7 protein-coding genes are annotated in these 14041 nt (G+C 68.6%); 1 reads left to right on the forward strand and 6 read right to left on the reverse strand.

Going from position 1 to position 14041, the window contains the following annotated elements; all coding sequences use genetic code 11:
- Positions 1 to 28: 28 nt before the first annotated feature.
- The 6 genes from ABJF88_12720 to ABJF88_12745 all read right to left on the reverse strand — a co-directional run bounded on the left by ABJF88_12720 (position 29) and on the right by ABJF88_12745 (position 13562).
- Positions 29 to 2932, reverse strand: a complete 2904-nt coding sequence (locus ABJF88_12720) for an alpha-amylase family glycosyl hydrolase (GenBank protein ID MEP0547789.1) — start codon at positions 2930 to 2932, stop codon at positions 29 to 31.
- Between the two features lie 159 nt (positions 2933 to 3091).
- Positions 3092 to 4765 carry a T9SS type A sorting domain-containing protein gene (locus ABJF88_12725; protein ID MEP0547790.1) on the reverse strand — a complete coding sequence of 558 codons (1674 nt, stop codon included), beginning with the start codon at positions 4763 to 4765 and terminating at the stop codon, positions 3092 to 3094.
- Between the two features lie 58 nt (positions 4766 to 4823).
- Positions 4824 to 5855: a PorV/PorQ family protein gene (locus ABJF88_12730; protein MEP0547791.1), complete on the reverse strand. Its 1032-nt coding sequence runs from the start codon at positions 5853 to 5855 to the stop codon at positions 4824 to 4826.
- Between the two features lie 48 nt (positions 5856 to 5903).
- The gene (locus ABJF88_12735; GenBank protein MEP0547792.1) at positions 5904 to 9533 is read right to left on the reverse strand and encodes a hypothetical protein; all 3630 of its coding nucleotides are present in this window, start codon (positions 9531 to 9533) and stop codon (positions 5904 to 5906) included.
- Positions 9534 to 9608: 75 nt separating this feature from the next.
- On the reverse strand, positions 9609 to 12458 hold the full coding sequence (locus ABJF88_12740) for a TonB-dependent receptor (GenBank protein MEP0547793.1): 2850 nt from the start codon (positions 12456 to 12458) through the stop codon (positions 9609 to 9611).
- Between the two features lie 12 nt (positions 12459 to 12470).
- A complete protein-coding gene (locus ABJF88_12745) occupies positions 12471 to 13562 on the reverse strand; it encodes a LacI family DNA-binding transcriptional regulator (protein MEP0547794.1) in 1092 nt (363 codons plus the stop codon).
- Positions 13563 to 13855: 293 nt separating this feature from the next.
- On the opposite strand from ABJF88_12745, the gene ABJF88_12750 reads away from it, so the two are divergent.
- Positions 13856 to 14041, forward strand: a 186-nt coding sequence (locus tag ABJF88_12750) for a transposase (GenBank protein ID MEP0547795.1), incomplete at its 3' end; no start/stop codon positions are given.

The following is a 14041-nucleotide window of genomic DNA, read 5'->3' on the forward strand; positions in this document are numbered from 1 at the left end:
GCGCAAAAAGCGGGGGGTCAGCATGGGGTCAGCGGAGGATGGTGAGCTTCTGAGTCGCCGTGTGGTCGCCTGTAGTGAGGCGGACGAGGTAGGTCCCGGCCCCGAGCCCTGCGCCGTCGAGCGTGGCGCGGTGCGTGCCGGCCGTCTGCGGGCCGTCGGCGAGCACGGCCACGCGGCGGCCGAGCACGTCGAACACGTCGATCCGCACGTCGGCGGGGGCGGGGAGGGCGTAGGTGAGCGTCGCCGTCGCGGCAAAGGGGTTGGGGTAGGCGGCGTCGAGGCGGAAGGCGTCGGGCGTGGTCGCGCCGTCCTCGTCGTCCACGGAGTAGACGTTGCCGTCGGGCGAGGGCACGTCGACGTCGGTGTAGATCCGCGCCTGTCCGGGTTCGAGCGCGATCGACGCGAATGGGTCGGTCAGCTCTAGCTCGGTGTCGGAGAAGAACTCGTACCACGTGCCCGCATTCGGGAACGTCACCTCGACGTCGCCCGGCGTCACGCCGAAGTTGCCGACGATCACGACCTCTTTCGGCTCGCCGTCGGGCGCGCTGAGGAGCGTCAGCTTGATCCAGCGGTCGGGCGTGCGCCCGACGCTGAGGTCCACGTCGGTGTCGACGCTCGTGAACACGTCGTAGGCGTTGCGGAGGTTGATGAGGGCGGCCCACGTCTGGTAGAGCCGCTGTCGGGCGGGCTCGTCGGCGTAGTTCCAGCGGATCGGTTTCGGGCTCGTGCGGCCGGGCGCGGAGGCGGGGCAGTCGCCGTTCGAGCCGTCGCCGGGCTTGAGGCACTCGCCGGGGCCGCCGCCGTAGCCGAGCTCGCCGAACTGCCATAGCATCCGCGCGCCGGGGACGGGGAAGAAGAACGAGCCGGCGAGCTTCTGCCGGTCGAGCGCCGTCGCGAGGTCGCGGACGTTGTACGTCCCGCTCGTATTCCCGAACGCGCGGTTCCTGAACATCATCCACTGCTCGTCGTGGCTCTCCATGTACATCACGGCGCCGTCGACGGGCATCCCGGTGATCCACTCGGGCGGGTACGTGTCTTCGAGCGTGCTCGGGAAGTCCGTCGCCGTGGGGTAGCCCATCGAGCCCTGGTTGTACTCGCGGTTCATGTTGTGCCAGAGCATCATGCCGGGCAGCCCTTCGTCGCGACCGAAGTTGACGAGCTCGAGATTCTCCTGCGCGCTCGGGTTGAGGTGCTCGAGGATCACGAGCGCGTCGGGATTCGTCTCCCAGATCCGGCTCGCCATCCGCGTCAGCAGGCCGATCCGCTGCGGGTTGTAGCCGTCCCACGGGCCGGTCTGCATGAACCCTTTCGAGAGGTCGAAGCGGAAGCCGTCGACGCGGTACTCCTCCAGCCACCACTGATTCGCGCGGTCGAGCCAGTACTGCGTGGCGGGCTGCGTGTGGTCGAGGTCGCAGAAGACGTTGAAGGGGTGGCGCGCCGGGGCGTTCGTGTAGAGCCCGGGCTCGGTGCAGCCGTAGAGCTCGACGAGCGGGCTCGGCCCGTCGGCGTGGTTGTAGACGACGTCGAGGATCACGGCGATGCCGCGGGCGTGGGCGGCGTCGACGAACGCTTTGAACTGCTCGGGCGGGCCGTAATACTTGTCGAGGGCGAGGTGGAAGGTCGGCTGGTAGCCCCAGTTGATGTTGCCGCCGAACTCGGCGACGGGCATCAGCTCGATCGCGTTGACGCCGAGGCGGTCGAGGTAGTCGAGCGTGTCGGCGAGCGTGTCGTAGTCGTGCGCGGCGATGAAGTCGCGGACGAGGAGTTCGTAGACGACGAGCTCTTCCTGCGCCGGCCGCTCGAAGTCGTCGACCTGCCAGTCGTAGGGCGTGGCGCCGGGGGTGATGAGCGTCGCGGGCGCGCCGGCCGCCTCCTCGGGATACGTCGGGAGACCGGGGAACGTGGCGGGGGTGATGAAGCCGTCGTCGGGGAGGAGGACGAGCGGGCTGTAGAGGTCGGCGATGCGCTGCTCGCCGTCGATGAGGTATTGGAAGGCGATGTCCTCGCCGGGCTCCAATCCGTCGAGCTCGATCCACCACCACACACTGTCGGCCGTGGCGGCGTCCTCGCCCGCCGTGTCGCGGAAGAGGAGGGACTGCCCGTCGGCCGTCCAGTCGTTGAAACTGCCGACGACGTGGACGAAGCTCTTGAACGGGGCGAAGAGCGAGAGCCGCACCGTGTTCGCGTCGACGATCGTGATGCCGTCTTCGAGCCCGGCGGGGCGCGCCGCGTCGACAACGGTCGGCGGGACGATCCCGGAGGTCGCCTCGACCGTCCGGTCGAGCGCATCGGTGGCGACGATGCGGAGGAAGCCGGGCGCGGCGACGGGCGCGGGAAGCTCGACGCGGAAGATGCCGGATTCAGCGTCGTAAGCCGTGAGCCCGTCTTGCAGCGGGCCGTCGTTCACCTGGTACTGGAGCGCCGTGATGGCCTCGGTCCCGAAGATCCCGGCGCTGACGGCGAACACCTGCCCGGCGTCGTTCTGTTCACGCGCGAGCTGGAACGCGAGGGGGTCCGTGACCTCGATGACCGAGTCATTGTTCGGCCCCGTCGCGACGGGGTTGAGCGGGTCGGTCAGCCAGACGAACTGGGTGCCGCTCTGGTTCTGGTGGTAGTGGATCTTGTAGGTGTACGTCTGCCCGGTCGTGAGTGGGATCGTGTAGCGGTACTCGTTCTCGGCCTCGGTGAAGTCCATCAGCGAGATCGCCGTCGGAAGAATCTGGCCGTTGTTGTTCGGCCCCCAGTCATTGAAGGAGCCGGGGGTGAAGGCGCGGACGACGGGCTCGATCTCGGGCGCCGTCAGGTCCGGCAGGAACCGGAACGTGATGTCGAGCTGGGGCTGCGCGAGCGCGGGCGATCCGCTGAACGCGAATGCGAGCGCTACGAGCGCGAGCCGAAACGGGGAATAGAGAGCGGTACGTCGGGGAATCATGGGACCTGCTGTTAGCAATAAAAAACCGTCCTCGCTGCGCCGACGGCGCGGGGCCTCGCCGGATGGGAGGGCACCGGGACGCCGTCGGCGCAGGGGACGGAACTGCCGGCGGGGCCGGCCTCGGCGAAGAGGCCGGCCCTCGGCAACACGCGGACGTGCTTAGTTCGTCACCGTCAGCTTCTGGCTGAGGACGGTGCCGCCCACCTGCAGGCGGGTGACGTAGACGCCGCTGGCGAGCGCGCTCGCGTCGAAGCTGACGCGGTACGTGTCCGCCGTCTGCACGCCGTCGACGAGCGTGGCGACGCGGCGGCCCATCAGGTCATAGACCGTGAGGCTGACGTGGCCCGCCTCAGCGACGGCGTACTCGAACGTGGTCCGCCCGACGAACGGGTTCGGGTAGTTCCCCCGAAGCTCGGCCGTGACCGGGACGACGCCCGTCGGCTCCACCGCCACCGGGTTGTTGTCCACATCGCCACCGCGACGGACGACCGTGTAGGTCGGCGGCGTCGCCGTGTTATCGATGAGGATGTACGGGTCGTACGCCATCGAGAAGTCCTGGTCGTTGATGACCGGGCCGTTGTCGTCGGTGAACGTGCCGTCGGCCCGGCGCTGGGCGCCGAAGGCTTTCTCGATCGTCTGCGTGCCTTCGGTGAGGACGTAGATGTGGTCCGCCCCGAAGCCGGCCTCGTTGTCGAACCCGTTGATGCCGAGCTTGCCGGCGAGGGTCTTCGAGGTCCCGGCCGCGAACTCGTAGGTGAGCGTGAAGATGGAGTCACCCGCGGTCACGTCGCCGTTCGTCCCGTCGTCGAAGAGCTGGCGCGTCGGGATCTGGCCGAGGTCGTCGGGTCCCCACGTCGCCCAGTCGTTCAGGCCGTCGGCGCTGCCGGCGAAGGGGCCGTTGATGAAGAGGCCGTCGATGCTCGTCGTCGGCTCGCCCGTCTGCGTGTCGGACGGGAGGAAGGTGCTGTCGGCGAGGTGGTAGTACGCCGGGCGGAGGTCGACCTCGAAGAGGACGGTCGCGGGCGCGGTGAGGATGTCGTCCGGCGTGGTCTCGCTGAAGAAGACGACGTCGAGGATCTTCTCGGGGAAGTCGTTGTCGTCGTCGTCGGAGTCCGTCTCGTCGCCGGTGATGTTGAACATCCGGTCGCCGCCCTGGGGGAGGGTCTCCCAGCCGTCGGGCGCGGCGTCTTCGGGCTCGCCGATGATGTACTTATACGCCTGCTCGCTCGGCACGATCAGCTCGGACTCGACGAGGCCGACGTAGATGTCGGGGTTGAAGATGTCCTGGACGAGCGTGTCGGCCGAGGTATTCCAGCCGTTGAAGCCGCCAGCGACCGTGACGACGTCCGTCTCCGGGTCGAACTGGCCCTGGAGGATCTTGACCGACATGTCGACCTGGAAGATGATCTCGTAGGTCTCGGTCTCCGACGAGCAGAGGTCGGTGAACGTCTGGTTGAAGACGACGGGGTCGAGGACCACGTCCCCGGTCGGGTCGACCGTCCGGTTCGGGTCGTTCTCCCAGCCGACGGGGTCGGTGCCCCAGAACTTGTACTGGAGCGCGCCGTCGTCGCCGAGGTCGGCTTCGTTGACGGTGAAGGTGCCGCCGTAGATGCCGTCGCCGTCGCCGTCGGCGAGGTTGTCGACGCCGGTGCTCCAGCCGTTGAGCTCGCCGGCGACGGAGATGACCTGGTCGGACATGGGGTCGAGCGCGCAGTTGTCGATCGCTGCGTTCATGTCGACCTGGAAGGTGATCTGGTACTCCTGCGCCCACACGGGGGCGGCGAAGAGCACGAGCGTCACCAACAGGCCGAGGCGTGTGGTAGCGGTTCGCATGGTGATACCATTTGATGTTGAGGAGTAAAGAACCGGCGCGGGGGGCGTCGGGGTCGTGCTAGAACGTCACTCCAAGCGTGAACATCTGAGGGGTCCCGAAGGGCTCGTAGTTCTGGAAGACGTAGTCGAAGTAGCCGGAGAGCCGGCGGTTGAGCGCGTACTGGAGGCCGAAGCCGGCCGTCCAGCCGCCGTCGTCGGCCGGGCCGAAGGCTTGCCGCCAGCCGCCGCGGACGAAGAGGAGCTCGCGCCAGGCGTACTCCGCGCCGACGTTCGCGCTCTGCGCGGCGTCGGCCGGGGCGTTCCCGTCGGCGGTGACGGTGAGCCGCTGCTCGGCGCTCTGGTAGGGGACGGCCGAGACGCCGACGCGGAAGATCAGCGGCATCGCCCAGTCGTCGACCTCGAGGTTGGCGCCGAGGCGGGGGTTGTTGCCGGCCTGGCCGGGGACGGGGTCGATGGGCTGGCGGAGGTCCGGCCCGGCGAGCTTCATGTCGGTCCCGAAGTTCGCCATCGTCATGCCGATGCGGATGCCCTGGAAGCCGGTGTCGTAGGTGATGCCGAGGTCGAGCGCGCCGCCGGCGGCCGACTCGTTCCAGATCTGCTGGCGGACGAGCTTGACGGTGCCGCCGAACGAGAACCGGTCGGTGAGGGCGCGGGCGTAGGTGACGCCGACGGCGAGGTCGAGCGCGTCCCACTGCTCGCCCGTCTCGCAGACGGGGTTGCTCGGGCCGCACAGCGAGATCGCCGTCACGGCTTCGTCGCCGTAGTCGAGCGCGGTGACGCTGACGCCGAAGTGACCGAGCCCGCCGGCGTCGAAGACGAGGGCGGCGTGCTGGAGGCGGGAGTCCGCGAACCACTGCGAGTTCGAGAACTCGGCGCCGTTCGTGGTCATCGCCGTGATGGCGGAGGGGTTCCAGTAGAGCGCGCTGGGGCCCTGGGCCAGGGCCACCTGCGCCCCGCCCATCGCCGTGGCGCGGGCGCCGACGCCGAGGCCGAGGAACGGGGCCGCCGTCGTGCCGACCTTGTCCTGCGCCTGCGCAGGGGGCACCACCGCGAGGGCGAGGAGGGCCGTAAGAAGGAGTGTCGTTCTCATAGTGTTAGTCCGTCCCAATGTCGGTCGTCGTTCGACGCTCGTCATTCGTCACTTGATAAGGGCGAGCTTGCCGGTCTTGGAGCCCACGTTCGGCGCTTCGACGTGGTAGAAGTAGACGCCGTAGGCGACGTCGAGATTTTCGCGCGAGCGGAGGTTCCAGCTCAGGCTCCCGTCCGCGATCCCGCTCTCGTGGCGGCCTTCCCACACGAGGGCGCCGCGCACGTTGTAGACGCGGACGGTGGCGTCGACGGGGAGGTTGATGAAGTCCACGCGGCGCTCGCCCCGCCCGCTCGTGATCGTCTGCGGGAGCGGGCGCTCCCACGACGCCGCGGCGACGTAGGGGTTGGGCACCACGCGGATCCGGTCGAGCCGGCTCTCGGCGGTCTCCTCGTCCACCGCCGAGGCAACGGTCGAGAAGGTGTACGTGTCGCGCGGGGAGAACGGCTTGCGCGTGGCGAGGAGGTACGTGTCGCCGGCGCCGGGGAACTCGCCCACGATCGTCGTCGAGCGAGGGCGGAAGAGGTACGTCGGCACGGGCTCCGTCGCCGGGTCGTCGTCGAGGTCCTCATAGAGGAAGAGGAACTCGTAGGCGTCGAACCGGCCGTTGCGGCGGGCCGCATTCGGCTCGACGAAGACGAACGGGGCGGGGCGGTCGAGCGTCGTGTTATAGACGGTGAAGTTCGTCTGCGTCGCGACGGCGGTCGGCGCCGCACTCCCGGTCCCGAGCTGGAACCCGCCGATCGACTGGCCGACGAGGTCGTCGGAGAAGCGGATTTCGTAGTCGTACGGGACCGCCGTGCCCTGGAACATCCACCGCTGTGGGCTCGGCTGATCGATGTTGATGACCTGCCGCGTGATGTCGAGCAGGCCCTCGGGGTCCTCGAACCCCGTCCGCATCGTGTCGATTTGCGTCCGGTCATTGTCGAAGAGGAAGCGGATGCCGTCGAAGACGGTCGAGAGCACGTCGCCCACGGGAGCCCGGGCGATGACCTCGCCGAGGTCGGTCGTCACGCGGAAGCTGTCGGCGACGGCGCCCGTGCCGGTGAAGGCGAGGGTATAGCTCCGGTTCTCCGGCACGAGGCGGGGGTCGAGGATCTCGGCGGCGACCGCCCCCGTGGCGGCCCCGGCCGTCTGCGTCACCCCGTCCACGATCCGCGCGCCGACGAAGCCCGCGACGGGCGCGTTCGGGATGACCTCGACGACGTTCGGCCCGGTGACGACGCTGCCGTCTTGGAGCACGCTGATGGCGAAGTTGTTCTCGGCGGGGTAGAAGTCCGGCGAGCCGCTGTCGTAGGCCGTGATGGCGTAGTAGTAGCGCTGCCCGTTGTTGACGAGGGTGTCGGTGACGGAGAACTGCACGCCGGTGTCCTGCCCGAGCGGGAAGGGGACGCCGAGCACGCGCACGTCGGACGAGGTGTAGGTGCCGGTGACGCCGTTGTCGAGGTCGTACTGCCACGTCGGGACGAGGAGCGCCTCGTTTCCGTTGACGTCCGTGACGACGTCCGGGTCCTGGAAGAAGGGGTCCGTGCTCTTGAAGATCCGGTACCCCTCGAAGTCCATCCCGAGGACGGGGTCGACGGAGTCGAGGGACTTCGAGTCCCAGTAGAGCGTGACGCGGCCGTCGCCGGGCACGGCGCGGAGCGTGGGCCGGTCGGGCGGGCGGGCGAACTGGTAGTTCCGGTTGTAGATCTCCTGGATCGTCTGCGTGTTGTTCGTGATGTCTTCGAGGTCGTTGCCGAAGACGGTCGCGAGGGAGAAGCGGAGGGTCTGGCCGGGTTCGAGCCGGAAGTAGCCCGACGAGAAGATGAAGTCGCCGTCGACGCCGCCGCCGGCCTGCTGCTGCTCCAGCTCCTCGTTCGTGGTGAAGAAGCCCGGCGTCATGGCCTGCCACAGCCGCGCGTCGTCGTTCATCCGCAGCGCGCCGGGCGGCGTGAAGTAGAAGAACGAAGAGAGGCCGACCTGGTCCGACTCCGTCACGTCGAGTGCGTCGAAGTTGGGTTCGCCGGGGCTGGGCTGGCCGTCGCCCTCGCCCGCGTCGCCGGTGCCGGCGAGGCCGTCGGCCCCGACGTCGTCGGCGGTGTCGTCCCAGTCGCCGTCGTTGTCGATCCCGTCGTCGCGGGACTCGTCGATCATCGGGTTGAGGAGGCCCGCCGCGAGGGAGTCCTGCCGGGTCGCGGCGCGGCCCCGGATGGCGTTCGCGAAGCTGACGTAGTCCGCGAAGCGGAGGGCGGGGAGGATCTCGATCTCGCCCTGGAGGTTCTGGGCGCGGCGCTCGAAGTGGAGGTTGACGTCCTCGTCGATGAGCCCGTCGAGGTCCTCGTCGATGAGGTTCTTCTCGGTCACTACGACGGCGTCGCGCTGGCCCTGGATCGTGGTCTGCGTCTCGCGCAGGACCGAGCCGGGCGCGACGGTGTAGCTCCGGCCTTGCGAGACGACGGTCGTCTCGCCGTCGCCGACGTAGGCGATGGAGCGCTCGCCCGTCTGCTCGTCGATGAGGATGAGGGGGTCGCCGGCGCTGAGCGTGCGCGGCTCGAAGTCGGACTGGTCGAAGACGTTGTTCTGCCCGGCGAGGGCGAGCGGGACGTAGGGGAGCATCGTGATGGGGTCGATGCCGAGGCCCGTCGCGGGGTCGCCGTCGCCGTCGTCGTCAATGGCGTTGTTCGCGTCGCCGGGGCTTTCGAGGAAGCCGTAGCCGACGTAGCCGACTTCCTGGTTCTGGTTACCGGAGTTGTCGTTGTCCCACGAGTAGACGATCCGGTTGGCCTGGTCGAAGAAGGCGAGGTCGTCCTGGGAGTCGTTGTCGCCGCCGGCGAGCGTGCCGACGGTGAGGCCGACGGCGACGCGGGGGTATGTCGTCGTGCTCGTGTTCGTGACTTCGTAGAGCCAGAAGATGGCGTCCTCGGCGAGGAACTGGCTCCACTGGAGCCCGCGCACCTTCATCTCGAGCCCCATGCCGCCCCGGCCTGGGCGGAGGGAGTCGGCGACGAAGCCGGGGAAGCCGAAGCCCTGCGGGCTCGTGATCTCCTCGTCGTTCTCATCGTCGACCCAGAAGTAGGTCTCGAGGTCGGCCTGGAACTGGTCGCGGCCGAAGAACCCGTTCCAGTCGGCCTCGCCCGTAGCGGGGTCGATCCACGTCGGCTGGTCGGGCCAGAAGGAGGGCCACGTCTCGGGCGTCGTCGAGAGGGCGGGGCGGGCGTTCTCCTCGACCACGCCGTCGTCGTTGACGAAGTTGTCGGAGGCGAAGCCGGGCTTGGCCTCGAAGCCCCAGAAGACGTTCGAGCCACCGGGCGGGCCGTCGGCGCCGGCGCGCGGGCCGCGCGTGGTGACGGTGTTGCGGATGAGCGTGTCGGCCACGCCGTCGTTGTCGGTGTCGACGGGGACCTCGACGGCGACGACGGGGAGCACGTCGCCGATGTAGAAGTCCTCGGACCCCTTCGGCCAGTTCCCGCGGATCTCGCCGACGCCGCCGAGCAGGCCGTAGTTGAAGAACGTGAGGGCGACCTCGTTGCCGTCCATCACCGCCTTCTTCTCGTAGATGCGGCTGGAGTAGTAGCTGGGGTCGAAGAGGAAGCTCGGGAGGCCATAGCGGCCCTGGGCCTGCGCCTCGGAAGCGGAGCCGACGAGGCCGGCGAGGGCGAAGGCGGCGCCGACGAGTAGGAGCGGGAGCGTGCGGATCATGGGGTTGGTCATTAGTCCGTCGTCATGAGCCCTCCGCGTGCTCGTGCACACGAAGGGCGAACGACGCGGGACAAATCAGAAGCTGTAGCTGAGGCCGAGGATGACCCGGCGCGGCTCGGCGAAGAAGCCCGGTCGGGCGTAGTTCCGATTGAGGAAGTCGATGTCGCCGTTGAAGTTGGCGGCCTCGACGTTGCGGTCGAGCGAGTACGTGGCGCGGCCGGTGTCGCCGAACACGCCGACTTCGTTGCGGGCGTCGAGGAGGTTGTTCACGCGCGTGAAGACGCGGACCGTGTGGTCCCCGGTGATGCGGAGGTCCTTGTGGGCGTTGAGGTCGATCGTCACCGTGGTCGGCTTGATCTCCGAGTTGAGGAGGAGCTGGCCGGGGACCGTGGAGCTGCCGGTCTGGAGCGTGGTCCGGCGCGGGGTGTAGGGCTCGCCCGAGCCGAAGCTGAAGAGGAGCCCGAAGCCCGCGTCGATCCGGGGGTTGTCGTAGGTGAGCGACGCCGTGATCGTGTGGCGCTGGTCCCAATTCGTCGGGAGGATCTGCTGCTCGACGAGGCTCTGGTCCTCGGCGGCGGCGGTGTACGCCTGGTCGGGGTCGGAGGAGTTGGCGCGGGCCACCTGGAAGGTGTAGTCGATCCCGGCGAAGAGGTCGGAGCCGATGCGCTGGTCGAAGCGGGCGATGAAGCCGCGGACGAATCCGAAGTCGGAGTTGACGAGGATGCCGTAGCGCGCCGAGGTCCCGGTGACGCGGGTGGGGTCGGTCGCCGTGCCGGTGAGGTTGCGGATGTTGCGGTAGAACGCCGTCAGCTCGATCGCCGAACTCGCCGAGAGCGCCTGCTTCAGCCCGATCTCGCCGGAGATCGTCTGCTCGGGCTTGAGGTTCGCGTTCCCGATGAGCCCGATGAGCCCGGAGCCGCCCGTGCCGAGGAGGAAGTACGGGTTCTGGTAGAGGAGTTCGAAGTTGGGGACCTGGAAGAACTGGCCGTACGAGAAGTGGACGACGCCGCCCTCGGTGATGGGGAACGCCACGCCGAGCCGGGGCGAGACCTGCCACGAGGTCTCGGCGTCCTCGAAGTAGTAGTCGTCGGCGAGGATGGCGTCGTAGTCCGGCGTGCCCTGGGGCGTGACGTAGAACTGGGGCTGGTCGTTCGCGTCGAGGGCGGGCGTGCCGTCGGGGTTGCGGACGACGACGCGGTTCTCGAGGAAGACGGCGTTGGGGTCGCGGGGGTCGCGGAAGACGCGGCCGGCCGAGTCGAAGTAGTCGAGGCGGATGCCGGCGTTGATGATGAGCCCGCCGAGCTCGACCTTGTCCTGGATGTAAGCCGAGAACTCAATCGGGTTGTACGAATAGCTCCCGTTGTCGGCGACGAACTGCCCGCGCGCCTCAGCCAGCGTCTGGTTTCCGACGGGGACGGCGTCCTCGTTGCTGACGACGACGAACTCGTCGGCGAAGTCGAGCGTGTGGTAGCGGCCCTCGATGCCGAGCTTGACGAGGTTGTTGCTGGTGAGCTGCGTCGTGAAGTCGACCTTGCCGAGCCACGTCTCGGTGGCGCGGTTGAACCGCTTGTTGTCCGTCCCGCCGACCTTGAAGCTGCTGGTGCGGAGGGGGTCGGTGAACTCGAAGAACTGCGGCTCGCGGTAGCGCGCGTCGAAGGGGTCCTCGAAGAGGAACTCGTCGAACGTCGTGCGGCTGTTGGTGACGCCGGCCTCGTAGAACGTGGTGTTCGAGAGTGTGTGGGTCCACTTGAGGTAGGCGCTGTAGGCCTCGCGCTGCTGCTGGCGCTGCGCGGTGGGGAAGTAGAACAGCTCGCGGTCGTTGTTCTGGAAGTCCTCGCGGCTGGCGATGAGGTTCGCGGCGAGCCGCATCCCCCGGCCGAGCCGGGCCGTGAGCTTGGCCTGGCCGGAGACCTTCTCGTACGGGTTGAGCGAGACGACCGAGGAGTCGCCCGAGCCGCCGGGGTTGAGGAGGGTCGTCCCGACGCCCTCGACGAAGCCGACGTCCTCGGGGCGGAACACGTCGCGGCCGAAGATCCACCCCTCGTTCTTGAAGAACCGCCCGCTCGTAAAGAAGTAGAGCCGGTCGCGGAGGACGGGACCGCTGAGGCTGCCTTCGGCGTTCTGGATCGCCGTGGCGGAGTAGTCGTCGAGGGCGGGGAAGACGGGCGTGTTGCCGACGAGGGCCTCCTCGCCGCTGACGTAGTCGCCGAGGAAGCCGGAGAAGCTGCCCTCGAACTCGTCGGAGCCATCTTTGGTGACGACGTTGACGATCCCGCTCAGCGCCTGCCCGTACTCGGCGTTGAAGGCGCCGGTGACGACCTGCGCCTCCTGCACCATGTCGTTCTCGATCGAGACGCCGAGGCCGCCGTCGTACACGTCGGAGACGGGGAGGCCGTCGACCCAGTAGCCGACCTCGCCGATGCGCCCGCCGCGGAAGTGCCCGTTGACGACGCCCGCCTGCAGCTCCACGACCTCGCTGAAGTTCTCCACGGGGAGCGCGGCGATCTCGTCGCCGGAGACGAACGCCGTCGTCGCCGTGAGGTCCTTCTGGACGAGCGGACGCACGGCCGTGACGACGACCTCCTCGCCCTCGAAGATCTCCTCACTCATCTCGACGTCGATCGTCCGCGTGAGGTCGATGTTGATGCGGACGTCCTCGACGCGGGTCGTCTGGTAGCCGACGAACGAGAAGACGACGGTGTACGTGTCCGGGCGGAGCCCGATGATGACGTACTCCCCGTCGAAGTTGGTGGACGTGCCCTGCGTCGTGCCTTCGATGAAGACGTTGACGCCGGGGAGCGGCTCGCCGGTGGTGGCGTCGGTGACGGTGCCTTGGATCTTACCGTACTGCGCGAGGGCGCCGGGGGCGCAGAGGACGGCGAGGGCGAAGGCGGCGAGTGCGGCGAGGGCGTACGAACGGATCATCGTGTGCTGCGTCTAGGGCGTCTCGGAGAGTGCGGTCGGACTCTCCGTCCTGGGGTAAGCCGTGCGGGGCGAGGTGCTGGCGCCGGCCGGCGTGGCAGAGCGGGCGGTACTCGTGTCGCGGGCGATGAGGTGGGCGGAGAACGTGGTGCTCGAAACGGGCCGCTCGGGCTCGGCGATCCGCTGGATCAGCTTGTCGATGGCGAGCTTGCCCATGTCGTACATCGGCTGCCGGAGCGTCGAGAGGCCGACGTAGGCGCTCGTGCGGATGTCGTCGAAGCCGATGAGGGCGAGGTCGTCGGGCACGGTGAGGCCGGCGTCGTGGGCGGCCCAGAGCGCGCCGAGGGCCTGGACGTCGGAGGCGGCGAAGACGGCGTCGGGCGGGACGGGGAGGGCGAGGAGCTTCTGCATGGCGGCGTAGCCCGCTTCCCGTGTGAAGCCGTGCTGCTCCACCTCGGCGCTCGTGACGATGAGGCGCGGGTCCACCGGCCGGCCGGCTTCCCGGAGCGCGGCCTCGTACCCCTCGCGCCGCTCGATGCCCGGCACGGAGACGGGGTTCGGCGCGATGAGGGCGATCCGCTCGTAGCCCTGGTCTAAAAGGTGGCGCGTCGCATCGTAGCCGCCGTCGCGGTTGTTCACCGAGACGGAGTCGAAGCCGGGGTGCGCCGAGTCCACGAGGACGACCGGGAGGCCGCAGGCCTCGAGCGTGCGGGATCGGCCGTCGGTGAGCGGCGTCGAACAGAGGAGGAGCCCGTCGGCGCGGCCTTTCTGGACGGCGCGCGCGAGTTGGTTGTCCACTTCTTCGGGCGCGCGCGAGGCGTAGACGAGCAAGTCGTAGTCGATCTCGGAGAGTCGGTCCTGCACGCCGCGGATGACTTCCATGAAGAAGTACGACGTCAGCATCGGCACGACGGCGGCCACGACGCGCGTGCTCTGGCGGGCGAGGCTGCGGGCGGAGACGTTCGGCTCGTACCCGAGCGCGCGGGCGACGGCGAAGACACGTTCCCGGGTCGGGTCGGCCACGCGCGATCGGCCGCTGAACACGCGCGACACGGTGGCGATGGAGACCCCGGCGCGCTCGGCGATATCGTAGATCGTAATAGCCAACGTCCGCGTGTCAGGAGAGGGTGTAAGCGCTTACACAACGCGCATCGGTGATGATATAATAATCCGCCCTCCCGCGCAACAGGCGGGGGGGCAAATTGGGAAGCGCTTCCAAAAGATTTGGCAAAGCCGGCGCGCGAGTTCCCATCATCGGGCGGGTTCATCGCCGCCCGGGAGGCGTGGGGGAGGGCGAAACGAGGAGGGTGCGCGGGCCGCGATCACGCGCTAGGTCGTGTGGACATTTGAGCCACGACTCCCACCAGCCGATCCCATAGCCGTCATCTACCCCGACTGCTATGGCCCGCTACGCGATCTCCGATGCCACTTGGGAACGCCTCGCCCCGCTCCTACCCGGTCGAGCCGGTACGCCCGGCCGAAGCGGCGATGACAACCGCCGCTTTCTCGACGCCGTCGTTTGGATCGCCCGCAACGGCGGCCCCTGGCGCGACCTCCCCGCCGCACTCGGCCACTGGAACTCGGTC

The organism is Rhodothermales bacterium (assembly GCA_039944855.1).
Lineage (GTDB): Bacteria > Bacteroidota > Rhodothermia > Rhodothermales > JANQRZ01 > JBBSMX01.

Bases quoted from the DNA above. Each gene is read 5' to 3' on its own strand.
- ABJF88_12735 (MEP0547792.1), bottom strand. From the start codon at position 9,533: ATGATCCGCACGCTCCCGCTCCTACTCGTCGGCGCCGCCTTCGCCCTC.
- ABJF88_12730 (MEP0547791.1), bottom strand. From the start codon at position 5,855: ATGAGAACGACACTCCTTCTTACGGCCCTCCTCGCCCTCGCGGTGGTG.
- ABJF88_12720 (MEP0547789.1), bottom strand. From the start codon at position 2,932: ATGATTCCCCGACGTACCGCTCTCTATTCCCCGTTTCGGCTCGCGCTC.
- ABJF88_12725 (MEP0547790.1), bottom strand. From the start codon at position 4,765: ATGCGAACCGCTACCACACGCCTCGGCCTGTTGGTGACGCTCGTGCTC.
- ABJF88_12740 (MEP0547793.1), bottom strand. From the start codon at position 12,458: ATGATCCGTTCGTACGCCCTCGCCGCACTCGCCGCCTTCGCCCTCGCC.